25 protein-coding genes are annotated in these 24974 nt (G+C 70.9%); 13 read left to right on the top strand and 12 right to left on the bottom strand.

Annotation, left to right across the window (positions count from 1 at the left end; translation table 11 throughout):
• Positions 1-8: 8 nt before the first annotated feature.
• On the top strand, positions 9-986 hold the full coding sequence (gene nrdF / locus AC0L6F_RS04565) for a class 1b ribonucleoside-diphosphate reductase subunit beta (protein WP_259612244.1): 978 nt from the start codon (positions 9-11) through the stop codon (positions 984-986).
• A gap of 58 nt (positions 987-1044) precedes the next feature.
• Here the strand turns inward: nrdF and AC0L6F_RS04560 are convergent, their stop codons facing one another.
• Positions 1045-1242, bottom strand: a complete 198-nt coding sequence (locus AC0L6F_RS04560) for a hypothetical protein (protein WP_473539322.1) — start codon at positions 1240-1242, stop codon at positions 1045-1047.
• Positions 1243-1472: 230 nt separating this feature from the next.
• Between AC0L6F_RS04560 and AC0L6F_RS04555 the strand changes: the two genes are divergently transcribed.
• From AC0L6F_RS04555 to AC0L6F_RS04540, 4 genes are read left to right on the top strand one after another with little or no spacing between them, the layout of a single operon-like run.
• The gene (locus tag AC0L6F_RS04555) at positions 1473-2702 is read left to right on the top strand and encodes an RNA polymerase sigma factor (RefSeq protein ID WP_473539321.1); all 1230 of its coding nucleotides are present in this window, start codon (positions 1473-1475) and stop codon (positions 2700-2702) included.
• On the top strand, positions 2699-3058 hold the full coding sequence (locus AC0L6F_RS04550) for a YciI family protein (RefSeq protein WP_473539320.1): 360 nt from the start codon (positions 2699-2701) through the stop codon (positions 3056-3058). The genes AC0L6F_RS04555 and AC0L6F_RS04550 overlap by 4 nt, the downstream gene beginning before the upstream one ends.
• 9 nt (positions 3059-3067) lie before the next feature.
• Entirely contained in the window at positions 3068-3496 is a 429-nt protein-coding gene (locus tag AC0L6F_RS04545; protein ID WP_259612240.1) for a MarR family winged helix-turn-helix transcriptional regulator, read from the top strand.
• Between the two features lie 24 nt (positions 3497-3520).
• Positions 3521-3985 (top strand): DUF3817 domain-containing protein, encoded by a 465-nt coding sequence (locus AC0L6F_RS04540; protein WP_473539319.1) that lies wholly within the window; start codon positions 3521-3523, stop codon positions 3983-3985.
• On the opposite strand, the gene AC0L6F_RS04535 is transcribed toward AC0L6F_RS04540, so the two are convergent.
• Positions 3942-5039 (bottom strand): tellurite resistance/C4-dicarboxylate transporter family protein, encoded by a 1098-nt coding sequence (locus tag AC0L6F_RS04535; RefSeq protein ID WP_473539318.1) that lies wholly within the window; start codon positions 5037-5039, stop codon positions 3942-3944. The genes AC0L6F_RS04540 and AC0L6F_RS04535 overlap by 44 nt on opposite strands.
• A 53-nt stretch (positions 5040-5092) precedes the next feature.
• Here AC0L6F_RS04535 and AC0L6F_RS04530 point away from each other — a divergent pair, with 53 nt between their 5' ends.
• Positions 5093-5953, top strand: a complete 861-nt coding sequence (locus AC0L6F_RS04530) for a hypothetical protein (protein ID WP_473539317.1) — start codon at positions 5093-5095, stop codon at positions 5951-5953.
• Here AC0L6F_RS04530 and AC0L6F_RS04525 read toward each other — a convergent pair whose 3' ends face one another.
• Positions 5954-6322: a VOC family protein gene (locus AC0L6F_RS04525; protein ID WP_473539316.1), complete on the bottom strand. Its 369-nt coding sequence runs from the start codon at positions 6320-6322 to the stop codon at positions 5954-5956.
• Between the two features lie 169 nt (positions 6323-6491).
• Here AC0L6F_RS04525 and AC0L6F_RS04520 point away from each other — a divergent pair, with 169 nt between their 5' ends.
• From AC0L6F_RS04520 to AC0L6F_RS04505, 4 genes are read left to right on the top strand one after another with little or no spacing between them, the layout of a single operon-like run.
• Complete coding sequence (locus AC0L6F_RS04520) at positions 6492-9044, top strand: ATP-dependent Clp protease ATP-binding subunit (RefSeq protein WP_473539315.1); 2553 nt, start codon at positions 6492-6494, stop codon at positions 9042-9044.
• 34 nt (positions 9045-9078) lie between these two features.
• Positions 9079-9840 carry an LLM class flavin-dependent oxidoreductase gene (locus AC0L6F_RS04515; RefSeq protein ID WP_473539313.1) on the top strand — a complete coding sequence of 254 codons (762 nt, stop codon included), beginning with the start codon at positions 9079-9081 and terminating at the stop codon, positions 9838-9840.
• A complete protein-coding gene (locus AC0L6F_RS04510; RefSeq protein WP_473539312.1) occupies positions 9837-10691 on the top strand; it encodes an LLM class flavin-dependent oxidoreductase in 855 nt (284 codons plus the stop codon). Before AC0L6F_RS04515 ends, AC0L6F_RS04510 begins: the two co-directional genes overlap by 4 nt.
• Positions 10688-11662 carry an epimerase gene (locus AC0L6F_RS04505; RefSeq protein WP_473539311.1) on the top strand — a complete coding sequence of 325 codons (975 nt, stop codon included), beginning with the start codon at positions 10688-10690 and terminating at the stop codon, positions 11660-11662. Before AC0L6F_RS04510 ends, AC0L6F_RS04505 begins: the two co-directional genes overlap by 4 nt.
• Here AC0L6F_RS04505 and AC0L6F_RS04500 read toward each other — a convergent pair.
• Positions 11659-13071 (bottom strand): MFS transporter, encoded by a 1413-nt coding sequence (locus tag AC0L6F_RS04500; protein ID WP_274637968.1) that lies wholly within the window; start codon positions 13069-13071, stop codon positions 11659-11661. The genes AC0L6F_RS04505 and AC0L6F_RS04500 overlap by 4 nt on opposite strands.
• A gap of 75 nt (positions 13072-13146) precedes the next feature.
• On the opposite strand from AC0L6F_RS04500, the gene AC0L6F_RS04495 reads away from it, so the two are divergent.
• Positions 13147-14745: an ATP-dependent DNA ligase gene (locus AC0L6F_RS04495; protein WP_473539310.1), complete on the top strand. Its 1599-nt coding sequence runs from the start codon at positions 13147-13149 to the stop codon at positions 14743-14745.
• Positions 14746-14750: 5 nt separating this feature from the next.
• Here the strand turns inward: AC0L6F_RS04495 and AC0L6F_RS04490 are convergent, their stop codons facing one another.
• The 3 genes from AC0L6F_RS04490 to AC0L6F_RS04480 are packed head-to-tail and all read right to left on the bottom strand — an operon-like array spanning position 14751 to position 18339.
• Positions 14751-16385 (bottom strand): MFS transporter, encoded by a 1635-nt coding sequence (locus tag AC0L6F_RS04490; RefSeq protein ID WP_274637970.1) that lies wholly within the window; start codon positions 16383-16385, stop codon positions 14751-14753.
• Positions 16382-17401, bottom strand: coding sequence for a glutaminase A (gene glsA / locus AC0L6F_RS04485; protein WP_473539309.1), 1020 nt, complete (start codon positions 17399-17401; stop codon positions 16382-16384). The genes AC0L6F_RS04490 and glsA overlap by 4 nt, the downstream gene beginning before the upstream one ends.
• A gap of 41 nt (positions 17402-17442) precedes the next feature.
• A complete protein-coding gene (locus AC0L6F_RS04480) occupies positions 17443-18339 on the bottom strand; it encodes an NYN domain-containing protein (RefSeq protein ID WP_473539308.1) in 897 nt (298 codons plus the stop codon).
• A 37-nt stretch (positions 18340-18376) separates the two neighbouring features.
• On the opposite strand from AC0L6F_RS04480, the gene AC0L6F_RS04475 reads away from it, so the two are divergent.
• A complete protein-coding gene (locus AC0L6F_RS04475) occupies positions 18377-18790 on the top strand; it encodes a PLDc N-terminal domain-containing protein (RefSeq protein WP_473539307.1) in 414 nt (137 codons plus the stop codon).
• Here AC0L6F_RS04475 and AC0L6F_RS04470 read toward each other — a convergent pair.
• Both AC0L6F_RS04470 and AC0L6F_RS04465 read right to left on the bottom strand, forming a co-directional pair.
• The gene (locus tag AC0L6F_RS04470; protein WP_473539306.1) at positions 18736-19755 is read right to left on the bottom strand and encodes a Gfo/Idh/MocA family protein; all 1020 of its coding nucleotides are present in this window, start codon (positions 19753-19755) and stop codon (positions 18736-18738) included. The genes AC0L6F_RS04475 and AC0L6F_RS04470 overlap by 55 nt on opposite strands.
• 19 nt (positions 19756-19774) lie before the next feature.
• Positions 19775-21097 (bottom strand): O-acetylhomoserine aminocarboxypropyltransferase/cysteine synthase family protein, encoded by a 1323-nt coding sequence (locus tag AC0L6F_RS04465; RefSeq protein ID WP_473539305.1) that lies wholly within the window; start codon positions 21095-21097, stop codon positions 19775-19777.
• Positions 21098-21188: 91 nt separating this feature from the next.
• Between AC0L6F_RS04465 and AC0L6F_RS04460 the strand changes: the two genes are divergently transcribed.
• On the top strand, positions 21189-22019 hold the full coding sequence (locus tag AC0L6F_RS04460; protein WP_473539304.1) for a sulfurtransferase: 831 nt from the start codon (positions 21189-21191) through the stop codon (positions 22017-22019).
• On the opposite strand, the gene AC0L6F_RS04455 is transcribed toward AC0L6F_RS04460, so the two are convergent.
• The 3 genes from AC0L6F_RS04455 to AC0L6F_RS04445 are packed head-to-tail and all read right to left on the bottom strand — an operon-like array spanning position 22003 to position 24965.
• Entirely contained in the window at positions 22003-22944 is a 942-nt protein-coding gene (locus tag AC0L6F_RS04455; protein WP_473539303.1) for a quinone oxidoreductase family protein, read from the bottom strand. The genes AC0L6F_RS04460 and AC0L6F_RS04455 overlap by 17 nt on opposite strands.
• A 12-nt stretch (positions 22945-22956) precedes the next feature.
• Positions 22957-24657 carry a monocarboxylate uptake permease MctP gene (gene mctP / locus AC0L6F_RS04450; protein WP_473539302.1) on the bottom strand — a complete coding sequence of 567 codons (1701 nt, stop codon included), beginning with the start codon at positions 24655-24657 and terminating at the stop codon, positions 22957-22959.
• On the bottom strand, positions 24657-24965 hold the full coding sequence (locus AC0L6F_RS04445; RefSeq protein ID WP_473539301.1) for a DUF3311 domain-containing protein: 309 nt from the start codon (positions 24963-24965) through the stop codon (positions 24657-24659). Before AC0L6F_RS04445 ends, mctP begins: the two co-directional genes overlap by 1 nt.
• Positions 24966-24974: the final 9 nt, after the last annotated feature.

The raw sequence follows: 24974 nt of genomic DNA, 5'->3' as shown, positions 1-24974 counted from the left end.
GACCGAACATGACCCCTGAACCGCTCAAACTGCTCTCGACCGTGCAGGCGATCAACTGGAACCGCATCGAGGACGAGAAGGACCTCGAGGTGTGGCACCGGCTGACGGGCAACTTCTGGCTGCCGGAGAAGGTGCCCCTGTCCAACGACGTCCAGTCGTGGAACACGCTCACCGCCGACGAGAAGCTCCTCACGATGCGGGTGTTCACCGGGCTCACCCTGCTGGACACGATCCAGGGGACCGTGGGCGCCGTCTCGCTGATCCCGGATGCCATCACCCCGCACGAGGAGGCGGTGTACACGAACATCGCCTTCATGGAGTCGGTGCACGCGAAGAGCTACTCGTCGATCTTCTCGACGCTGGCCTCGACGAAGGACATCGACGAGGCGTTCCGCTGGTCGAACGAGAACGAGAACCTGCAGCGCAAGGCGCAGATCGTCATGGAGTACTACCGTGGCGACGACCCGCTCAAGCGCAAGGTCGCCTCGACGCTGCTCGAGTCGTTCCTGTTCTACTCGGGCTTCTACCTGCCGATGCACTTCTCGTCCAAGGCCAAGCTCACCAACACGGCCGACATCATCCGCCTCATCATCCGCGACGAGGCCGTGCACGGCTACTACATCGGGTACAAGTTCCAGAAGGGGCTCGAGCGGGTCGACGAGGCCCGGCGCCAGGACCTGAAGGACTACACCTTCTCGCTGCTGTACGAGCTGTACGACAACGAGGTGCAGTACACGCAGGACCTGTACGACGGCGTCGGGCTGACCGAGGACGTCAAGAAGTTCCTGCACTACAACGCCAACAAGGCGCTGATGAACCTCGGCTACGAGCCCATGTTCCCGGCGACCGTGACCGATGTGAACCCGGCCATCCTGTCGGCCCTGTCGCCGAACGCCGATGAGAACCACGACTTCTTCAGCGGGTCGGGCTCGTCGTACGTCATGGGCAAGGCCGAGGCCACGGAGGACGACGACTGGGACTTCTAAGCCTCTGAGTTGCACAGACGAGGGGTGGATGCTGCGCAGCATCCACCCCCTCGTCGTGTCATACACCTCGTGAACCGCGCGTACCCGCATGAAGCAGCACGGCGAACGACGTCGGGATCGAGCGGATGAATGCTGCGTGGCGCGCCACGGCGGCCCGACGCCGCGCCATGCGTTCCTGCTCGAGTTCCCAGCGCATGTCGCTGATCCGGTCGCTGAACTCGCGGGCAGCGGCGTGGCTCATGGTGTCGGCGTACATGTCGCTTCCTCTCGTCGTGGGCCGGCGCGGTCGGCCGTCCTCATCGACACCACGATCGACACCGCAGATTTCGACACGCACGAAAGGGTTGAGAATCTCTTCCGGCATCCTGTCGAATTGACCCGGACGTGTTCGTGGTGATGATGAGGGTCGCCGCACGTGCGATCGAGAGGAGCGCGATGGTCGACGCGGATGCCGCGATCTCGCGCACCTACCGCGAGGAGTGGAGCATGATCGTCGCCGGCCTCGCCCGCCGCTACGGCGACCTCGACATCGCCGAAGAGACCGCTGCTGAAGCGTTCGCCACGGCGGTCGAGCGCTGGCCTGTCGACGGTGTGCCGCCGAATCCGGGTGCCTGGATCACTACGACCGCGCACCGCAAGGCGGTCGACCGGCTGCGCCGCGAGGCCAAGCGCGACGGCAAACAGAGGGAGGCGCTTCTCATGGAGGACGACTCGCCTGCCGAGCCTCTCGGCGTCGTTGAAGACGACCGGCTGCGGTTGATCTTCACGTGCTGCCAACCGGTGCTGTCGATGGATGCCCGTGTCGCGCTCACCCTGCGGATGATCGGCGGTCTCACCGTCGCCGAGATCGCCCGGGCCTTCCTGGTGCAGGAGAGGACGATGGGGCAGCGGATCAGCCGCGCCAAGGCGAAGATCAAAGCTGCGGGCGTGCCGTTCCGGATGCCACAGCATGACGACGTACAGGAGCGTGTCGCCGGAGTGCTCGCCGTGCTCTATCTGATCTTCAATGAGGGCTACTTCGCGTCGGGGGAGGACGTTGATCCGATCCGTCGCGACCTCACCGACGAGGCGATCCGTCTCGCACGACTCGTGAGAAGACTTCTCCCTGCAGGTACGCCCGAGGATGCCGAGGCGACAGGCCTGCTGGCGCTGATGCTTCTCACCCAGGCGCGTGCCGATGCGCGCCTCTCCGCCGACGGGGAGCTCATCCGACTGGATGAGCAGGATCGCGGCTCCTGGAACCAGGACCTCATTCACGAAGGCATCGCGCTGCTCGACGGTGCGCTGGAAGCCAACGGCAGGAACATCGCCGGGCTGGGCCGCTACCGACTGCTCGCCGCGATCAACGCCGTGCACGTCTCCGCACAGCGGGCACAGGACACCGACTGGGGCCGAATCGTCGCTCTGTACACCGCCTTCGAACGCATCGACCCGAGTCCGATCGTGCGGCTCAACACGGCCATCGCGATCTCCGAGTACGACTCACCCGACCTCGCCCTCGCGCTCATCGAACCGCTGGGCGGAGAGCTGGGCGACCATCACGCCTTCCAGACGACGCGCGCGGAGCTGCTGCGTCTGACCGGGCGTCGGCAGGAAGCGCGCGCAGCCTACGACCGCGCGATCCAGTTGGCGGTCAACCCGGCCGAGCTCGCACTTCTCACCCGTCGGCGGCACGAACTCGCCGACACGACGAACAACGACGGAGGAACCTCATGACCAGCACATATCTCGTCATCCACATGACGGATCGGACAGGAACCGCGCTCGACCAGGCGGAAGATCGTCGGATGCTCGATACCTGGGCCGAACAGGGCACGAACGCCGGGATGCTCGAGCTGGGCGGCCCGGTCGCCGGGCCGGAACTGGCGAAATCGGTCGCCGTGCGCGACGGCGAGGTTCTCGTCACCGACGGTCCGTTCCCGGAATTCAAGGAGTGGTTCGCCGGGTACGACCTCATCGAGGCCGAGTCGATCGAAGAAGCTGCCGCCTACATGTCGGGGCATCCGTTGGCCGTCGCCGGGCGAATCTACCTCCTTCCCGTCGTCGCTCTGCCTCCGGGTCGCCCCTACTAGCATTGCCCTATGCCTCAGCGTCCGCCGTTCAGTCCCGTGATCTCCCTGCTGACGGTCGGGAGCATCTGGGACGGACAGTTGAACGCGCAGCTGAAGGACCTGGGCCTGACCACCCGGAAGTACGGGCTGCTCGCGCACATCCAGGCCACGCCCGGCATCTCGTTCTCGGAGTTGGCGCGGCGTTCGCAGATCACCGTGCAGACCGCCCACACGGCGGTGCGCGCGCTGGTCGGAGACGGGCTGGCGGCGGATGCCACAGCCCACGCGGGCGCAGCATCCACCCTCCGCGTCACCGAGAAGGGGGCCGCGGCGCTCGCCGAGGCCGATGCGCGGCTCGCGCGCCTGGACGCCGTGTTCTCGCAGGCCTCGCCGGCGCTGACCGACGCTCTCGAGGGGCTGCACGAGGAGCCGTTCGGAGAGGACCTTCAGAATCCCTGAAGGATCTTCAGTTACACTGAAGGTATGTTCCGCTCTCCCTCCCGACTCTTCCGTGTCTTCGCCCTCGCCGAAGCCATCACGTGGACCCTTCTGATCACCGGTCTGATCCTGCGCGCGACCGCCGGGCTGGCCGTGGCCGTCCTGATCGGCGGCGGCATCCACGGGTTCGTCTTCCTCTGCTACGGCGCCACAGCGATCCTGATCGCCAAGAACAACCGCTGGGGCGCGTGGCCGACGATCGTCGCGATCGGCTCGGCGATCGTGCCCTACGCGACGATTCCGACCGAGATCTGGCTGCACCGCACCGGGCGGCTGGCCGGCGACTGGCGCCGGGAGGCCACCGACGATCCGCGCGACGGCACCTGGCACGACCGGCTGCTGCGCTTCTTCCTGGTCCGACCGGTGCTCCTGGGCGGCCTGGCCGTCGTCGCGGTGGCGGTGCTGTTCACCGCGCTGCTGGTGATCGGTCCGCCCGGCGGGCGGGCCTGACCGGCCGCAGCACGTCGCGCCAGATGGTGACCAGCATCCAGACGAAGGTCCCGGTCCACGCCGCCAGCGCCACCCACATCTCGACGTAGCCGATCGTGTGCACGATCGGCAGATGGTCGACGTCGCCGAGGAACTGCGAGCCCACGCCGTACATCCCCAGGGGGAAGACGATGCTCCACAGCGTCGCCTCGTAGCGGAAGGGGATGCGGTGGCGCACGTGCCGCCACCAGCCGGCGATCACCAGCGGCGGGATCAGCCAGCTCCCGAACGCCCAGAAGAACACCGAGGCGCCCGCGATCAGGCCGCGCGTGGCATCCACCATCGGCGCATCCGCCATCTGCACGATCCGCGCACCCGCCACGACGGTGATGGCGGTGGCCCCCATCGCGACCCAGTACGGCGGCGTGAGGTCTGCGGGCCGGAACGGCACGGTCAGCATCCGCACCCCCACGAACACCCCGACCGCGCAGTAGAGGAAGGTCCCCACCGACCAGGAGAAGACGGCCAGCAGCGCCAGGGCCGGCCGCGCGGGAGCGAGTTCGGGCTCGACCTCGAGGGTCGCCGCCAGCACGGCGATCGATTGGCTGGCGACCGCCCAGATGAACCAGGTGCCGTTGGCGGTGGTGATCGGCTGCGCCTTGCGGTCGCCGAGCACCGCCGTCCACGGCACGGTGTAGCCGAGGATGATCCACGCGATGGATGCCACGAGCAGCAGCACCAGCGACACGATGTGGAAGCCGCCCTCCTGACTGAGCCGGCTGCCCAGCACGCAGGTGGCGGCCACGAATGTGAAGAACCCGAACGCGCGGGCCGGGTCGGCGAAGTCCTCCGCCAGATTCGCGCGGTGGCGCACCGTCCGCACGATGTTCAGCACGATGAGGACGACGTACGCGATCGCGGCGACGGCCAGGAGCAGGACGGATGCCGCGACCCAGCCGTTCGTGCGCATCCCGACCGAGACGATCCCACTGGCCATGACCAGCGCGAAGTACCCCGGGGTCAGCTCCGCGACGCTCCGGTCGGCACGGCCGAGCAGCGTGGACGTCGTGGACACGCCCCAAGGCTAGCGCCCCGCGGATCCGGCCCGCGGGGTGCAGGATCGTGAATATGCAGCTCTCCAGCACATCCACCCAGCGCACCTACCGGTATCTGCGGATCTCGATCGTCGGCGCCGTGGCGGCCCTGGCGGCATCCCTGGTCGCCGTCGTGGTGGCCGACGGCGCGGTGACCTCCCTGAGCGCACTGTTCTACACGCCGGGGCGCACGGTGTTCACCGGGGTGCTGTTCGCCATCGCGCTGGCGCTGCTGGCCCTGTCCGGTCACAGCCTCGAGCAGATCCTGCTGGATCTGGCGGCGCTGTTCGCCCCGCTGATCGCGATCATCCCCACCCCGATCCAGGCCGGCGATGCCCCGGGTGTCGAGCCGGAGTGCTCATCGTCGGTGCCGTGCGTGCCGGCGGATGCCGCCCCCGACGTGCGCAACGGCATCGTGACCTTCGCGGTGATCGCCGTCCTCGGCGTGGTCCTGGCGCTCGTACTGGCCCGGGTGCAGCGCACCGCGGCGACCGGCGTGCTCGTGGCCGCCGGTGTGGCGGTGATCGTCGCGATCGGCGTGATCGGCTGGATGCTCACGGCACCCGACAGCCTCCTGCGCCTCGGCCACCTGGTGGCCACCGGCGCCTTCTTCGCCCTGACCGCCGCGGTCGCGGTGACCGCGGCGATCACGTCGGCGGATCGGTGGCGCGCGCTGTACGCCGGCGTCGCCATCGGGATGGCGGCCTTCCTCGTCTACCTCGGCATCGTCATGATCGCCCGGCTCGCCGGCGCCGACCAGACCGGGCAGCCCTGGATCCTGGTGGGGGAGTCCGGTCTGGTCGTGCTGTTCGCGGTGTTCTGGATCGCCCAGACAGTGCAGAAGTGGGACGAGGTCGATCCGTCGCTGCGGGCGCGAGCGGTGCCCGCCCGCTGACTACCGGGCCGGCAACTGCTGCAGCGTCCAGCGGTTGCCGTCGGGGTCGCGGAACGTCACGAAGCGGCCCCACGCCTGCTCGTCGACCCCCTCGGCCTCGGCGCCGGCCGCACGCAGGTGCGCGAGCGCCTCGTCGGCATCCGGAACGACCACCTGGATGGTGTTCTGCCGCCCCGGCTCGAGATCGATGCCGAGGTTCGTGCCGAACGCGATCGAGCACGCCGACCCGGGCGGGGTCATCTGCACGAACCGCAGTCCGTCGAACGGCGTCTGGTCGTGGTCGGGGTGGAACCCGATCCGGGTGTAGAACTCCTTCGCGCGGTCGACGTCGGTCACGGGTACGAAGATCAGCTCGATGCGCCAGTCCATGGGGTCTCCTTCGAATGTGTGACTCCGACGCTACGCGGGGGCTCCGACATGCTCGGACGTGCTGCCCGCGACCTGGAATACCCGGTGCACCGTCGCGTTGTAACTTGATACAACCGTGCTCAAGTTCGTAGACTTGATGCACATACACTCAAGTTTCGAGGAGTACTGAATGTTCGATGACGGCACACCCCCGATCGAGGGCGCCGAGAACGGCGCGGGCGCGTTCGACGACTTCCTCGCGCGCTACCTCGCCGGCGAGCGGGCGCGTCAACAGCGCTCGGTCGATCTGAGCCGCTTCATGACCGCCCGCACCCAAGAGGTGCTGCAGAACGCGGTCCAGTTCGCTCTGGGGCGCGGCCAGCGCGAGGTCGACACGCTGCACGTGCTGCGGATGCTGATGGACGTCTCGCCCACCCGCGAGGCGGTGCGGCGCGTCGGCGCCGACCCGGCGGTCATCGCCCGGGCGGCCGAGCAGCGGCTGCCGGCCGAGACGCGTGCGATCGGCGAGACCGACGGCGCTGTGATGACCCCGTCGCTGCAGCGGGCGCTGTTCCACGCGTTCCAGGTCGCCCGCTCGTCCGGATCCACCTACGTCGACCCGGAGCACCTGTTCTTCGCCCTCGTGCTCGCCCAGGACATCCCGTCCGGGCAGGTGCTGGCCCAGGCAGGGGTGACCGCCGAGGCGCTCACCCAGGGTGCGAACGAGACCATGACGGCCGGCGGAACGTCGGCTGCGGGCGGCGCGGAGCAGAGCGACACGCCGATGCTGGCCCAGTTCGGCACCGACCTGACCGCCCTGGCCGAGGCCGGCGAACTCGATCCGGTGATCGGACGCGCCGACGAGATCGAGCAGACGATCGAGATCCTGTCACGCCGCACCAAGAACAACCCGGTGCTGGTCGGAGAGGCCGGCGTCGGCAAGACGGCGATCGTGGAGGGTCTGGCCCGAGCGATCGTGGCGGACGAGGTGCCCGAGCAGCTGCGCGGCAAGCGGGTGATCGCCCTGGACCTGGCTGCCATGGTCGCCGGCACGCGCTACCGCGGCGACTTCGAGGAGCGGCTGACCAAGATGATGGACGAGATCGCGGCTCACTCCGGTGAGCTGATCGTGTTCATCGACGAGGTGCACACCGTGGTCGGCGCCGGCGGCGGCGGGGATGCCGGCGGGATGGATGCCGGCAACATCCTCAAGCCGCGCCTGGCGCGCGGCGAACTGCACCTGATCGGCGCGACGACGCTGGGCGAGTACCGGCGGATCGAGAAGGATGCTGCGCTGGAGCGCCGGTTCCAGCCGGTCAAGGTCGGCGAGCCGAGCGTGGACGACGCGATCCGGATCCTGCACGGCCTCAAGCCCGCGTACGAAGAGCACCACCGGGTGAGCTACACCGACGACGCGCTGCGCGCCGCCGTCGAGCTGAGCGACCGGTACCTGACCGAGCGGGTGCTTCCGGACAAGGCGATCGACCTCATCGACCAGGCCGGCGCCCGGCTGCGGCTGCGCCTGGGCGTGCGGACCGACTCCGGCGTGCTGCTGCAGCAGCTGGCCGATCTGGAGGCGGAGAAGAACGCCGCCGTCTCGGCAGAGCACTACGAGGACGCCTCGCGGCTGCGCGACGACATCGCGGACGTGCAGCGGCAGCTGGACGAACTGGTCGCGGCGCCGGCGGCGGATGCCGTCGTGGACGAGCCCGAGATCGCCGCCGTGATCAGCCGCGCCACCGGCATCCCGGTCGCGCGTCTCACCGAGAGCGAGCGCGACCGCCTCGCGATGCTCGAGCACGAGCTGCACGCGCGGGTCATCGGACAGGACGACGCGGTGACCGCCGTCGCCAAGGCGGTGCGGCGCAACCGCACCGGCATGGGCGACGCGCGCCGGCCGATCGGCTCGTTCCTGTTCCTAGGCCCGACCGGCGTCGGCAAGACCGAGCTGGCCAAGGCTCTCGCGCAGTCGCTGTTCGACGACGAGAGCTCGGTGATCCGGTTCGACATGAGCGAGTTCGGCGAGCGGCACACGGTGTCGCGCCTGGTCGGCGCCCCTCCGGGATACGTGGGCTACGACGAGGCCGGGCAGCTCACCGAGCGGGTGCGGCGCAACCCGTACTCCGTCGTGCTGTTCGACGAGATCGAGAAGGCGCATCCCGACGTGTTCAACCTGCTGCTGCAGGTGCTCGATGACGGGCGCCTGACCGACGGGCAGGGGCGCACGGTCGACTTCCGCAACACCGTGGTGGTGATGACCTCCAACCTCGGCAGCGAGTTCCTCGCGTCCCGCGGCGGGGCCATCGGATTCCTCGCCGACGGCGGGGGAGAGACCGGGTTCGGGTCGGAGAAGGACCTGCGCGATCGGGTCATGGGCAAGCTCCGCGAGGCGATGCGTCCGGAGTTCCTGAACCGGATCGACGAGATCGTGCTGTTCCGCAAGCTGGATCGCACGCAGCTCGGCGAGATCGTCCGGCTGCTGCTGGACGCGAGCCGCACGCGGCTGGCCGGACGGGACGTGCGCATCGAGGTCACCGACGCCGCCGTGGCGTGGCTGGTCGAGAACGGCTACGAGCCCGAGTACGGGGCGCGCCCGCTGCGCCGGCTCATCCAGCGCGAGGTCGACGACCGCATCGCCGACCTGTTCGTGTCGGGTGCGCTGGGCGACGGCGGAGCGGTGACCGTGGATGCCGCGGAGGGGGCGCTGGCCGTCACGGCGGCGCCCGTGCACCAGGCGGCGTGACCCGCACGGGGGAGGTGCGTGGCACACTCGGGACATGAGCGATGCACCCCTGTCCATCGGAGTGGCCGGCACCCTCGGCCCCGCGGCGATCGCACAGATCGCCGCGGCGGCCGAGGGTGCCGGCCTTTTCGGCCTCTGGGTGAACGACACCCCCGGCGGCGACGCGCTGGCCGCGCTGCAGGCGGCGGCGCGGGTCACCGAACGGCTGATGCTGGGCACCGGTGTCGTGCCGCTGGACCGCTGCACCCCGGAGGAGATCCTGGCCAAGGCCGACGGCCTGCCGGAGGGCCGGCTGATGCTGGGGATCGGCTCGGGTCAGGCATCCGGTCCGGTCCTGGCGCCCATGCGCAACGGCATCGACGCCCTGCGTGCGGGGACGGATGCGCCGATCGTCGTCGGCGCGCTCGGCCCGAAGATGCGGGCGCTGGCGGCCGAGGCCGGCGACGGGATGCTGCTGAGCTGGCTGACCCCGCAGGACGCCGCCGCGCAGACGGCGAGGGCGCACCTGGCTGCGCCGGCTGCGCATGTCGCGCTCTACGTCCGCACGGCCCTGGAGCCGGGCGGGATGCCGCGGCTGCGCGCGGAGGTGCAGCGCTACGCCCGCTTCCCGAAGTACGCCGCGAACTTCGCACGCCTCGGCGTCGACCCGGCCGAGACCGTGATCACGCCCGACAGCGGGACGCTGCCGGCCTACCGCCGCGCCGTCGACGAGGTCGTGCTGCGGGCGATGACCGCCGGCGACGATGTCGCCGATTACCTGCGGTTCGTGCAGATGGCGGGCAGGATGGGGGGATGACGAGCGTCGGCGCCATCTTCACGCCCCACCCGAATCCGCCCGAATCGTTCCGCGCCGCGGTGCTCGCCGCCGAGGACGCGGGGCTCGACGCGCTGTGGGTGTGGGAGGACTGCTTCCGCACCTCGGCGTTCGCCGCGGCATCCGCGGCCCTGGCCTGGACCGCGCGCCTGCGCATCGGGATCGGCATCGCGCCCATGCCGCTCCGCAACGTCGCGGCCACCGCGATGGAGATCGCGACGATCGAGCGCCTCTTCCCCGGCCGGCTCATGCCCGGGATCGGCCACGGCGTGCTGCCGTGGATGGCCCAGGCCGGCGCCCGGGTCGCGTCGCCGCTCACCCTGATGCGCGAGTACGTCCCGGCGCTGCGCGCGCTGCTGGCCGGCGACGAGGTCACCGTCGACGGACGATACGTGACGCTCGACCGGGTGCGGCTGGATTGGCCGCCGACCGCGGCGCCCCGGGTCTACGCGGCCGCCGAACGGCCGAAGACCCTGGCACTGGCCGGCGAGGTCGCCGACGGCACCGTCCTGGACATGGGGCACACCGTCGACGAGGTGGCCACGGCCGTGCGGACGGTGCGCGCATCGAACGCCGTGCAGCACGTGGTGGCCTACGTCGTCGCCGCCTTCGGGACGGATGCCGCAGCCCGCGCCGTCGGCCACTTCGGCGACGACGCGCCGGACGACGCCGCCGATCGGGTGCTCGCGGGCTCGATCGAGGATATCGCCGCCGGAGTGCGCCGCTTCGCGGCGGCCGGCGTCGACCACGTCGTGCTCATGCCCACCGACGACGCCGATCTGGCCGACTACTACACGGCGGCGGCGGAGGTCGGGCGGCAGGTGCGGGGGTGAGCCCGGTCGCCACCCTCGCGGGCGGGTCGGGCTTCGTCGGACGAGCGCTGACCGAGGCTCTGCACGCGGACGGGTACCGGGTGCGGCACATCGGCCGCGCCGGCCCGGACGCGCGCTGGGACGACGCCGACGGCGTGCGGCGAGCGGTCGACGGCGCGGCCGTGCTGGTGAACCTCGCCGGCAAGTCGGTCGACTGCCGGTACACCGATCGGAACCGGGACGAGATCCACCGGTCGCGGGTCGCGACCACGCGGATGCTCGGCGATGCGGTGGCGGCGGCATCCGCCCCGCCCGGCCTCTGGCTGAACGCGAGCACCGCGACGATCTATCGGTACGCGCTGGACCGGGCCCAGACCGAGGACGGCGGCGAACTCGGCGAGGGCTTCTCCGTGGACGTCGCGCGCGACTGGGAGGCGGAACTGTTCGCGGGCGACCTGCCCGGCACGCGGCGGGTCGCGCTGCGGATGGCGATCGTCCTGGGCGACGGGCCGGCGACCGCTCGCCTGTTCACGCTCGCCCGGCTCGGGCTGGGCGGCCCGCACTTCGACGGACGATGGTTCCCACATCGGCGCTATCGCGGCATCGGCACACAGCCCAGCGGTGACGGACGCGCGGCGTGGCACCGCTCGGGCGGGCGACAGCGATTCAGCTGGATCCACCTCGACGATGTCGTCGGCGCGGTACGGTTCCTGCGCGATCACCCGCAGATCACCGGTCCGGTCAATCTGTCATCGCCGCACCCGACCGATGACCGCACGCTCATGGCGACGTTGCGTCGTGTGGTGGGGATGCCGATCGGGGTGCCTGCCCCGCGGTGTGTGCTGGAGCCGGCCATGTGGGCGCTGCGCACCGAACCCGAACTGGTGCTGAAGAGCCGGTGGGTGCTCCCGCAGCGGCTCACCGATGCCGGATTCGCGTTCACCCACCCGGAGCTGGAAGAGGCGCTGCGCGACGTGTGGCGGGGCCGCTAGCGCCCCCGGCCCTCGTCGGCGATCGGCACGTGCGGGATCAGCACGGTGCACGCCACCAGGAGCACCGCAGAGGCGGCGACGCCGATGAAGACGGCCACCGACCCGGCCTGGATGGCGGAGGGATGCTGCGGCCCGCCGCCGGTGGCGATGACCGCGTTGGCGATCGCGCCGTACACGGCGACGCCGATCGAGCTGCCCACCGAGCGGGCGAGCATGTTCGTGCCCGAGACCACGCCGCGACGGCGCAGGTCGACCGAGGACTGCGCGGCGATCAGCGACGGATTGGCGACCAGGCCCAGGCCGAGTCCGACCACGAAGCACGCCGCGGCGGTGAGCACGAGCGACGGCGTCGCGGCGAACGCGAGCAGCAGCAGCGCGCCGCCCACGGCCAGCACGCTGCCGATCACCGCGGTGGACCGGAACCCGATGCGCAGATAGAAGCGGCCCGCCAGCGATCCGCTGATCGGCCAGCCCAGGCTCAGCGCCGCCACCGCGAGCCCGGCCAGCAGCGGCGACGCGCCGGCGGTGGACTGGAGGAACGTCGGGACGAACGAGGTCAGGCCGATGAGCACGGCGCCCACGCCGAGGGCGGCCAGGGACGTGGTGACCACGACCCGGCTGGACAGCACCCACGGGGCGAGCACGGGATCGGCCGCCCTCCGCTCGACGAGGGCGAACGCCACGAGGAGCGCGCCGCCCAGACCGAAGCATCCGATGCTCTGCCAGCTCGCCCACGCCCAGCCCTGCCCGCCCTCCAGCACGCCGAGCACGAGCAGGACCAGGGCGGCCGTGAGCAGCGCCGCCCCGGCCACATCGATCCGCTGGCGGTGCCGCTCGAATCGCTCGTGGTAGCTGCGGGTCAGCATGAACAGGGCCAGCAGGCACAGCGGCACGTTGATCCAGAAGATCCACCGCCACGACAGGAACTGCGCGAACACGCCGCCCAGGGTCGGCCCGGCCACCGACGAGATCGCCCACACGCTGGCCAGGTACGCCTGGGCGGTGGCGCGTTCGCGCACCGTGTAGATGTCGCCGGCGATGGTCATGCTCGTCGGGGTGATCGCGCCCGCGCCGAGACCCTGGACGGCGCGGAACACGATCAGGGCGGTCATGTTCCAGGCGAGAGCGCTGGCGACCGAGCCGGCCAGGAACAGCAGGATGCCGATGATCATCATCGGCTTGCGGCCGAACGTGTCGCACAGCTTCGCGTACACCGGCACCGACGCGGCCTGGGCCAGCAGGTAGATCGAGAACAGCCAGGGGAACTGGCCGAATCCGCCCAGGTCGGCCACGATCGTCGGCACGGCGGTGGCCAGGATCGTCGAGTCGATGGCGATCAGGAAGCCGGCCAGCATGAGCGAGAGCAGGATCTGTCCGCGTTCGCCGCGCAGCCCGACCTCAGTGACCATATGCCCACTCAACCATGCGTCGCGGGGTGCGCATTCCCCCCCCCGGCTGTCGGCGGTGGGTGCGAGAATGCGGGGATGCTGCTGGCTGAGGTCGTCGACACGCTCGAGGCGGTCACCGCCACCTCTTCGCGCCGGGCGAAGACCGAGGCGCTCGCGACGCTGCTGGCCCGCCTCGAGCCGGCGGAGATCCCGGCCGCGATCGGGCTGCTGACCGCGGCGCCGCGGCAGGGGCGGCTCGGCGTGGGCTGGCGCGCGCTCGCCGCGATGACCGCCGCGATGACCACCGTGCACGCGGATGCGGCGGCCGTGGGCATCGCCGACGTCGATGCGGTGTTCGCGGAGCTGGCCGCGACATCCGGTGAAGGATCGTCCGGGCGACGGACCGCCCTGCTGCACGAGCTGGCGGAGCGCGCGACGGCCCGGGAGTGGGACCTCCTGGCCCGCGTGCTGCAGGGGGAGCTGCGCACGGGCGCCCTGCAGGGCGTGCTGCTGGAGGCGATCGCCCGCGCCGCAGATGCCGACCCGGCACTGGTGCGGCGCGCGGCCATGCTCTCCGGCGATCTCGGCGAGACCGCGCAGCTCGCCCTGACCGGAGCCGATCTGGCCGCCGTCGGCCTGCGGGTGGGCCGCCCGGTGCTGCCGATGCTCGCGGGGACCGCGGCATCCGTCGCCGCCGCGCTGGAGACGACCGGTGCGGCATCCGTGGAGTACAAGCTCGACGGCGCCCGCATCCAGGTGCACCGCCGCGGCGACGACGTGCGCGTGTACACCCGCACCCTCGCCGACGTCACCCATCGGGTCCCCGAGATCGTCGCCGCCGTGCGGGCGCTGCCGGCGGATGCGGTGATCCTCGACGGCGAGACGCTGACCCTGGACGAGGACGGCGCGCCGCGTCCGTTCCAGGACACGATGGCCCGGTTCGGCACGGACGGGATCGGCACAGCGGGGATCGGCACAGCGGGGATCGGCACAGCGGGGATCGGCACAGCGGGGATCGACACAGCCCCGCCGGCGCTGCGCCCGTGGTTCTTCGACATCCTGCACGTGGACGGACGTGACCTCATCGACGAGCCGCTGCATGTGCGGCAGGCCGAACTGGCGCGTGTGGCCGGGCAGCTGCGGGTCCCGGGGATCGTCACCGCCGACCCGGACGCCGCGCAGCGGCTGTCGGCCCGCGCACTGGCGGCCGGCCACGAGGGCGTCGTGGTCAAGGGGATCGAGGCGCCGTACGCCGCCGGGCGGCGCGGGGCGACGTGGATCAAGGTCAAGCCGGTGCTCACCTACGACCTGGTGGTGCTGGCCTGCGAATGGGGATCCGGCCGGCGGCGCGGCTGGCTGTCGAACCTGCACCTGGGTGCCCGCGACCCGGCCGGCGCGTTCGGCGATCCGGACGGGTTCGTGATGGTGGGCAAGACGTTCAAGGGGCTCACCGACGAGCTGCTGCGCTGGCAGACGGCGCGCTTCGCCGAGATCGAGACGCGACGCACCGCGTCCACCGTGTACGTCGAGCCGGTCACCGTGGTCGAGATCGCGATCGACGGCGTGCAGCGCTCGACCCGGTACCCCGGCGGCATCGCATTGCGCTTCGCCCGGGTCAAGGGGTACCGGCCGGACAAGAGCCCGGCCGACGCCGACACGATCCAGACGCTGCGCGCGCTGCTGCGCGGCTCGTGACCGGGTCAGGCCGCGTCATGCCCCGGGTCTGCGCCGCTGGCCACCGACTCCGGGATCTCACCGGGCCGGAATTTGGGCAGGCGACTGGCCGGCACGATGGCGGCCGCGCTGACCCCGGCCAGGATCAGCAGCCCCAGGCGCAGCGCGCCCAGGCGCGCGCTCTCGTTGATCTCCACCGCGGCCGCCACCTGCTGGTCGGTCAGGTCGGTCGCCGCCAGCACCTCGTCGAGCCGGTCGTTGCTGACGAAGTTCACGCTGCTCAGCGGGATCTGCGCGGTCACCTCGTCCGGAAGATCGGGATGGGCCGCGATCGCCGTGGTGATCCCGCCGGCCAGCAGACCCACCAGCAGCGCACCCGAGACCGCCGTCCCGACGGCCGAGGCGAGATTCTGCGTGGTGCCGCGCACCGAGCCGACGTCGCCGGCGAGCTCCTTCGGCGAGGCCGTGACCAGTACGTTGAACACCAGCGTGACCAACGACCCCTGCCCGACGCCGAAAACGAACAGCCCGAGGATCGTGGGCAGCGTCTCCCAGTTGTTGGTGACCACGAACGAGAGCCAGACCAGCGCGGCGGTGGTCAGGATGAACCCGAACACCCCGATCTGGCGCGGCGAGAACCGGCGGTAGAACCGCACCACCACCATCGCGGCGACGAACACCGTGAGGTTGAACGGCAGCATGGCCAGGGACGTGTCGAACGGGGTGCGGCCCTGCACGATCTGGATGTACAGCGGCACGGTGAAGTTCAGCGCCGCCTCCAGCGCCACCACGATGAACATCGCGTACACGGCGGCGCGCTCACGGGACGAGCCGAACACCGACAGGCTGACCAGCGGCACCTTCCCCCGCTTGGTCCGCCGTCGCGTCCACAGGAAGAACAGCTGCACGAGCACGATCCCGACCAGGATCAGCACGGGCGCGGGGGAGAGCCCGAGCACGTCGAACGGGGCGTTCTCGGTCGCCTGCAGCAGCCCCCAGCCGTTCAGGTTGTTCACCCCGAGGGTGAGGCACATGATGCCCAGTCCGATGATGACCGCGGCCACCACGTCGATCTTGATGCCCGGGTTGCCGCGCGACGCGGTCAGGCCGAAGCTCAGCACGAAGACCGCCACGGCGATCACCAGCACGACCGCGAACACCCACCGCCAGCCGACGAACGTGGCGAGGGTCCCGCCGAGCAGGAAGGCGGTGACGCCGGCCAGCGCCCGCGCAGAGCCGAGCGAGCCGATCGCCGTCTCCTGCTGCCGCCCGTGATAGTTCTCGGCGATCAGGGCGACGAGGGCGGGGACGATGATGGCGGCGGATGCCCCGGCCAGCGCCTGTGCGAGGATCACCCAGCCCACGCCCGGGGAGAGGATCATGATCAGCGCGGATGCCGCGAACACGAGCACGACCACGCGGAAGATGACCACCCACCCGATGCGCTGCCCGATCTTGGCACCGACCATCACCAGCGCCGCCACGAACAGTCCGTACACCACGATCGCGGTGGACACGTCGGTGGGCGGCACGCCGAAATCGTCGACCATGCTGCCCAGGGTCACCGGCAGCGCGGCGACGTTGTAGGACATGAGGATCTGCGCCAGGAACAGGCCGATCAGCGGGACCCAGGAGGTGCGCGCGGGCGCGGAAGCGGTCATGGGGTGTCCTCTCGATGGAAATGCGAGGCGGAGGCGAAGATGTTCAGTCCCAGCGAGCGTGCAAGGTAGGCGGTCGCCACCTGTCCTCGGACGCTGTTGCCCGCGGCATCCAACCGCGGGGCGTACGCCCCGATGCCCACCTTGCCCGGGGCCACGGTGACCAGCCCGCCGGCCACGCCGCTCTTGCCCGGCAGGCCGATCTCGAACAGCCACTCGCCGCTGGTCTGGTACAGGCCGCTGGCGGCCATCACCGCCAGCGTGTCGCGGCAGACGTCGGCCGAGACCACCTGGTCGCCGGTGAGCGGGTTCACACCGCCGTCGGCGAGGGTCGCGCCCATCACCGCCAGATCGCGCGCGTCCACCCGCAGCGAGCACTGGCGGGTGTAGACATCCACCGCCTCGGCGGGGTCGGTCCGCATCCGCCCGTAGCTGTGCAGGAGCGCCGCGATCGCCTGGTTGCGCTGATTCGTGCCGCTCTCGGAGCGGTACACCTCGTCGTCGAGGATCAGATCGTGCCCGGCGAAGCGGGAGAGCCCCTCGTGCAGAAACCGCCATTGCCGGTCGGGGCTGCCGCCCGGCAGCAGCGCCGTCGTGGCGATCGCGCCGGCGTTGACCATCGGGTTCATCGGGTGGCCGTCGTTCATCTCGATCGCGATGACCGAGTTGAACGCGAGTCCGGTGTTGTTCACGCCGACGAGTTCGCGGACCTCGTGGTGCCCGACGGCCTCGCACAGCAGGGCGTATGCGAAGGCCTTGGAGATGGACTGGATCGAGAACGGCGCCCGGGTCTGGCCCGCCTCGTGCAGGCCGCCGTCGACGTCGGCCACGCACAGGCCGAACGCATCCGGATCGGCACCGGCCAGCACCGGGATGTAGTCCGCCACGGCGCCGTCGTGCCGGTCGCGGGCGCGGCGGTAGGCACTGTCCACCGCCGCATCGATCGCGCGGTCCTCAGGGACCGGGCCGGTGCGCGCCCGCTGGTGGACATCGGTGACATCCAACTCGTCGTCGCGCACGCGCCCACGCTAGCGCACCGCGAGTCCGCCGTGGGGTGGTCTCAGGAGCGCGAGGGCTGCAGTCGCACGGTGACGATGTTGGTCGACTCGTCGAGCTCGGCGACCTCTGGATGGGCCTTCACGAAGTCCGAGAACGACCGGTGCCCGAGCGCCTTCTCGCTGAAGGACGGGTCCATCCGCTTGAGCAGGTTCTTCACCGCCGACAGATGCACCCACTCGTCGTCGGTGCGCACGTGCTCGAGCTTGAGCGCGCGTTCCAGGAGCTCTCCGGAGGCGTCGCTCTGCTCCTTCTCCTCCTTCTCCTTCTTCTTCGTGCGGGTGCGGCCGGTGGGAGCGGCATCCGATTCGGACTTGGACTCCGGCGCCTCCACCACGGTGATGCCGGGCAGGGAGTCGTACGAGTCGAACTGATCGCACGCGGCCGCCAGCGACTTCGCCGTGGATCCGGCGACGCCCACCCCGACCACGAAGCGGCCGAGCCGCTTGCAGCGCTGGGCGAGCGGCACATAGTCGGAGTCGCCGCCGACGATCACGACGTGGGTCAGGTCGGGCAGTCGGAACATGTCCTCGACGGTGTCGACGGCCAGGCGGATGTCGGCGCCGTTCTTCGCATACGCGGCCGCCGGGAACAGCTGCACCAGGTCGACCGCGCGGGCCACCAGCTGCGAGCGGTACTGCGCGTTGACCGGACTGGACCAGTCCGCGTAGGCCCGGGTCAGCACCAGGGTGCCGAAGGATGCCGCGTAGTCGATGATCGCGCCGACGTCGATGGTGGCCGCGGCCAGGCGCTGCGCGATCTCGGGCTCGCTGGGGTCGGCGGTGATGCGCTGCCGGTCATGCGAGTACGAGTTGCGGCCGTGCACCCGGTCGTACCAGCTCATCACGATGTTGTCGAAGTCGAGGTAGACGGCGACGCGGGCATCCTGTGCAGTGGGCATGGTCCCAGTGTCGCAGGTCGCCACCTATGCTCGTGTCATGCCGTTCCTGTTCTGGCTCCTGGTGATGGCGGCGATGGTGTTCGCCGTCGTGGACATCGTCACCCACGACGAGGCGCGGATCCGGTTCATGCCGAAGTTCGTCTGGCTGATCCTGGTGATCCTGCTGCCGGTGCTGGGAGTGGTCCTGTGGTTCGTGCTGGGGCGCGAGTATCCCGATCGCCCGCCGCGTCAGCATCGCCGCGCGCGCACCGCGCAGCCCACGGCGTCCGTCCCCTCGCCACCGGCCCGCCCGCAGGACACGCGCACCACCGAGCAGCAGCTGGCCGATCTGGAGCGCGAGATCGCGCAGGACCGCCTGCGCTCCGAGGGGCGGCGACGGCAGTCGGGGGACGTAGGTCAGTCGCCTGCGGATTCGTCAGCGGAGCCCTCAGCCGGGTCATCAGCAGAGTAGCGGACGCCGATCTGCGCGCGGATCTCGTCCAGCGTGCCCATGATCGCGACGGTCTCGGCGATCGGGAGCAGGTCGCCGTCACGCCGGCCCTCGGCGATGAGGCGCTCCGCCTCGAGCGCCTGGAACTGCATGCCACGGCCGTCGACCTCTGACACGTAGTCCTCGACGACGGTGCCGTCGGGGGCGGTCAGCCGGAACGAGGTGGGCGAGTACCAGACCCGGTCGATGTCGATTCGCCCGGCAGTGCCGACGATGTGGGCGGTGTTCGGCCCCGCGGCCCGCGACGACGACAGTGTCGTGGAGACGGCGCCGGAGGCGTGCGTGAAGACCGTGGCCACCTCGGTGTCCGCCCCGGTGTCGCCGAGCCGGGCCTGCGCCTGGACGGTCACCGGCGCACCGAGGATGTCCCACGCGAACGAGACCGGGTAGATGCCCAGGTCCAGCAGCGCCCCACCGCCCAGCTCGAGTGCGTTCAGCCGATGCGTCGGGTCGGTGCTGATCTGCTGCGTGTGGTCGGCGAACAGCGCCCGCACCTCGCCGAGGGCGCCGTCGGCGATCAGCGCGCGGATGCGGCGCATGTGCGGCAGATATCGCGTCCACATCGCCTCCATGGCCAGCAGGCCGCGCTCGGCGGCGGCGGACTGCACCGCCCGCGCCTGGCGGGCGTTCACGGTGAACGACTTCTCCACGAGCACGTGCTTGCCGTACTCCAGGCACAGCAGCGCGTCTTCGGCGTGCATCGGGTGGGGCGTGGCCACGTAGACGATGTCGACATCGGGGTCGGCGGCGAGCTCCTCATACGAGCCGTGCGCGCGCGGGATCGCGAACTCCCGGGCGAACCGCTCGGCGGCGTCCGGCCGGCGCGAGCCGACGGCCCGCACGTCGCGTCCCGCGGTGCGCAGGTCGCTGGTGAACGCGTGGGCGATGCCGCCCGTGGCGAGGATGCCCCATCGAAGTCCGGTCATGTCCTCAGACTATGGGTTCTCAGACGGCGGCCAGGGCGCGGTCGAGATCGGCGATCAGGTCGGCCGGGTCCTCCAGGCCGATCGACAGGCGGACCGTCGCCGACGAGATCCCCGCCTCGCGCAGCTGCACCGGCGACAGATGGCTGTGCGTCATCGACGCCGGGTGGGTCACGATGCTGCGGGCGTCGCCGATGTTGGCCAGCAGCCGCAGCACCCGCAGCCCGGAGATGAACCGTTCGACCCGGTCGAAGTCGGCGGCGGGGCCTCCGGCAGAGCGCAGCTCGATCGAGAACACCGACGGGACGCCGCGGCTCAGGTAGGTGCGGGATGCCGCGTGCCAGGGGCTGGTGGGCAGCCCGGGGTGGTGCACCGCGGCCACGGCGGGGTGCGACCGGAGATGCTCGGCGATCAGCTGGGCCGATGCCGAGTGCCGCTGCATCCGCAGGTCGAGCGTCTCCAGCCCCTGCAGCAGCTGGAAGGCGGAGGATGCTGAGAGGGTCGGCCCGAGATCGTGCAGGTATTTCGCCTTGATCAGGGCGATCAACGGCGACCCGCCGGCGAAGTGGTCGGCCAGGCTGGCCTGGCCGCCCAGCCGGCGCGAGGGTGCGGACAGCGCCGGCCAGCGTTCCGGTGCGGCGGTGAAGTCGAACGTGCCGAGATCCACGATCACGCCGCCGAGGACCGCACCGTGGCCGCCGATGAACTTCGTCGCCGAGTGCACCGCGACATCCGCCCCGAACTCCTTCGGACGCTGCAGATAGGGGGTGGCGACGGTGTTGTCCACGACCAGCGGCACGCCGGCGGTGTGGGCGATGTCGGCGATGCGCCGCACGTCCAGCACCTGCGCGATCGGGTTGGCGACGGTCTCGGCGAGGAAGACGCGCGTGGACGCGCGCACCGCGTCGCGCCAGCCGTCCACGTCGTCCTGGTCGACGAAAGTGGTCTCGATGCCCCAGTCCGGGAGCGTGTCCTCGAGCAGGTCGACCGTGCCGCCGTACAGCTGCCGGGCGGCGACGATGTGCCCGCCCCGGCCGGCCAGCGCCAGCAGGGTCAGCGCGACGGCCGCCTGGCCGGAGGCGAGGGCGACCGCGGCGACCCCGCCCTCCAGCGCGGCCACCCGCTGCTCGAGCACGGCCACCGTGGGGTTCGCCGTGCGCGAATAGACGTCGCCGTCCCGCCGGTGCGCGAACAGGTCGCGCGCGTGCGAGAGCGACTCGAACTCGAACGCGTTGGACTGGTAGATCGGCGGCACCGCCGCCGGCACCGGGGCGTTCGCCGTGAACCCCGCCTGGACCTGGACGGTCGCAAACGAGGGGGTGGGACAGTCGGCGGCGTCGGACATGGTCCCATTCTCGATGCCGACCCCGCCTGATCGCGCCCCGTGTGTCGAACTGTTGCGCCGACCCCGGCCGCGAAGGGGGCACGATGGGGGAGTGCACCCGCTGATCGACGTCCCCACCCTGTCCGCACTGATCGACGAGGGCGCACCGCTGCGCCTCCTGGATGTGCGCTATCGCCTCGACGAGCCCGACGGGCGACCGGCGTACCGGTCCGGACACCTGCCGGGCGCGGTCTACGTCCAGATGGAGACCGAGCTGGCCCGGCTCGGCGCACCCGGCGAGGGGCGGCATCCGCTCCCGCCGCTGTCGGTGCTGCAGGACGCGGCCCGGCGGTGGGGCGTGGACCCCGGCGACACGGTCGTCGCCTACGACGACTGGAACATGCTGGGGGCGGCGCGGCTGTGGTGGATGCTGCGCGGTGCCGGCGTCGCCGACGTGCGCGTGCTGGACGGCGGCCTGTCCGCGTGGCGTGCGGCCGGGCTGCCATTGGAGGCGGGTGACGTGGTCCCCGCGCCCGGGTCGATCGTGCTGCACGAGCGGATGGAGGGCGTGGCATCCATCGACGACGCGGCGGCCTGGCCGGAGCACGGGGTGCTGCTGGACGTGCGCGCCGGCGAGCGCTACCGCGGCGAGGCGGAGCCGCTGGACCCGGTGGCCGGGCACATCCCCGGTGCGGTGAACCTGCCGAGCCCGGAGTATCTGCGCGACGGACGATTCGCCGATGCCGCGGACATCCGGCAGGCGTTCGCCGCCGTCGGCGCCGGGCAGGGCGCGGAGGTGGCCGCCTACTGCGGCTCGGGGATCACTGCCGCACAGGCCGCACTGGCCGGGGCGATCGCCGGAATCGATGTCGCCGTGTACCCCGGGTCGTGGAGCCAGTGGGCGAACACCCCGGGCCGGCCGGTCGCTACGGGACCAGCGTGATCTTGCCGTCGACGCCGGCGGCCAGTGCGCGCAGCGCGGCGGTGGCATCGGCCAGCGGGAACGTCGGCCCGAGCTCCACGGTGAACCTGCCGGCCGCCATCAGTGCGAGGGTGACCGGCATCGCCTCGGCGCGCAGCTGCTGCTGACGCGGCGTGAGCGGGTCGGGGGAGCCGCCCAGGAATGCGCGGATGCCGAGGGCCGCGGCATCCTTCCCGCGCACGAGCGTCGCGACCCGGCCCCGGTCCGGTGCGAGCCGCAGCGAGGTCTCGATCGCCTCGTCGGTGCCGGCGATGTCGATCACCGCGGTGATGCCTTCCGGGGCAGCAGCCCGCACCCGCGCGGCGAGGCCGTCGCCGTAGGCGACCGGGATCGCCCCCAGCGCGCGCAGGCGATCGTGGCGACGGGGGGATGCCGTGGCCACGACCCGTGCGCCCCACAGGGTCGCGAACTGCACGACCGCCTGACCGACCGATCCGGATCCGCCGTGCACGAGCACCGTGTCGCCCGGGCCGACATGCAGCGAGCGCAGCGTCTGGTACGCGGTGCCGGCGGGGACGCCGAGAGCCGCGCCCGCGCCGGCCGAGACCTGCGGCGGGCGCGGCTGCACGTGCGCGATCGGTGCCGTGAGCTCGGTGGCGCAGGTGCCGGTCACGCCGAACACGATCACGTCCTGCCCGACGGCGACGCCCTCGGTGTCCGGTCCGACGGCGATCACCGTGCCCGCGGCATCCTCGCCGATCCCGCGCGGTGCGGTGATCGGCCCGGTCGGCCGCAGCCCGGAGAGCACCTTCGCGTCGATGGGGTTGATCCCGGCCGCCGCCACCCGCACGGCGACCTCCCCGGCCCCGGGGGACGGGGAGGTCACCTCCTGCAGCGTCAGGACCTCTGGTCCGCCGAACTCGACGTACTGGACTGCCTGTGCCATGTGATCAGGATGTCACGAGGCCAGCGGGTTGCCCTCCTCCAGTGCCGCCTGGCGCTCGATCTCGGCGACCTTCGGGTCGTCCTCGTCGGCGCCGTAGTCGCTGCGGCGAGTCGAGTCGGCCGTGTCCTTCACCTTGAAGGACCGAAGGATGAGGGTGAGCACGACCGCGACGACCGCGTTCAGCGCGAACGCGGACACCCCGATGTAGACCGGGATGTCGGTGAACGGGAAGTTCGCGATCGAGCCGCCGAAGTTCCGGTGCGTGGCGGGGTTGACGACGTTGTACGCGGTGATCGTGCCGTACAGGATGCCGGCGGCCCAGCCGGCGAACAGCGCCCACCGGTTGAACCACCGCGTGTACAGGCCGGCCACGATCGCCGGGAACGTCTGCAGGATCCAGATGCCGCCGAGCAGCTGCAGGTTGATCGCCGACGAGGCGTCCATCCCCAGCACGAACGCCAGCGCGCCCAGCTTCACGATCAGCGACACGAACTTGGAGACCTTGGCCTCCTGCTGCGGCGTCGCGTCCTTCTTGAAGAAGTCCCGGTAGACGTTGCGGGTGAACAGGTTGGATGCCGCGATCGACATGATCGCCGCCGGCACGAGCGCCCCGATCGCGATCGCCGCCAGGGCGATCCCGGCGAACCACTTGGGGAACAGATCGCTGAACAGCTGCGGCACGACCAGCTGCGCGTTCACCGAGCCGTCGACGTCGATCGGCTGGGTGCCCGCCTTGATCGCCACATACCCCAGCAGCGCGAGGCCGCCGAGCATCAGCGAGTACAACGGCAGGATCATCGCGTTGCGGCGGATCGTGTTGCGGCTCTTCGTGGCCAGCACCCCGGTGATCGAGTGCGGGTACATGAACAGCGCCATGGCCGATCCGAGGGCCAGCGTCCAGTACGCGTTGAACGACCCGGCGCCGGGGATCACCGCGCCGAACGGGTTGCCGGTGGCGGGATTGGTCAGGCTCAGCTTGTCGTCCGCGGCCTGGAAGATGCCCTCCCATCCGCCCACCTTGCCCGGCAGGTAGATGATCGCCACGATGATGGCCGCGTAGATCAGGATGTCCTTGACCACGGCGATCAGCGCCGGAGCGCGCAGTCCTGCGGTGTACGTGTAGGCGGCCAGCACGACGAACGCGATGATCAGCGGCAGGTCGGCCATGAACCAGTTGGTGTTCGACCCGAGCCCCAGCACGGTCAGCACCGCCTTGATGCCGACCAGCTGCAGCGCGATGTACGGCATGGTCGCGATGATGCCGGTCACGGCGATCGCCAGCGACAGGGTGCGGCTGCCGTAGCGTCCGCCGATGAAATCCGCCGGGGTGACGTAGCCGTGCCGGTGCGAGACCGACCACAGCCGCGACATCAGCAGGAACACGATGGGGTACAGCACGATCGTGTACGGCACCGCGAAGAACCCGCTGACCGCGCCCGATGCCCACATGGCGGCGGGCACCGCGACGAACGTGTACGCGGTGTACAGGTCGCCGCCGAGCAGGAACCAGGTCACCCAGGTGCCGAAGCCGCGACCGCCCAGCCCCCACTCGTCGAGCGATTTCAGGCCGCGGTCGGCGGGGGCGGTGCGCCAGCGCGAGGCGAGGAAGCCGACGATGGCGACGGCGATGAACAGGACCACCACGATCACCAGCGGGACCCACTGGATCTCGCGCTGGGGAGCGGCGGCTGCGGCTTCGATGAGGGAGGGCATCAGGCGTCCTCACCGCTGCGGGCCTGCGGATGACCGGGCTGGCCGGACGCCGGCCGGCGGACCTCGGCGCGGCGGCGGCGGTCCTCCTTGCGCATGATCACGTAGGCGATGGCCAGCAGACCCGAGGCGAGGAAGACCCACAGCAGCTGATACCAGTAGAAGAACGGGATGGCCCCGAGGGCGGGGTCCCACCGGGCGTACATCGGGACGAGCAGCGGCATGATGATCGCCAGCGCGATCAGGATGCCGGCAATGACGTACGGTCCGGGGCGAGCCGGACCGCGGGTGGGGGTGTCTGGGGACGTCATCGTCGTTCC

Source organism: Microbacterium sp. G2-16M, from assembly GCF_055809115.1.
Note: the sequence above shows the minus strand (reverse complement) of the source record. Positions and strands in the feature narration are given on the sequence as shown.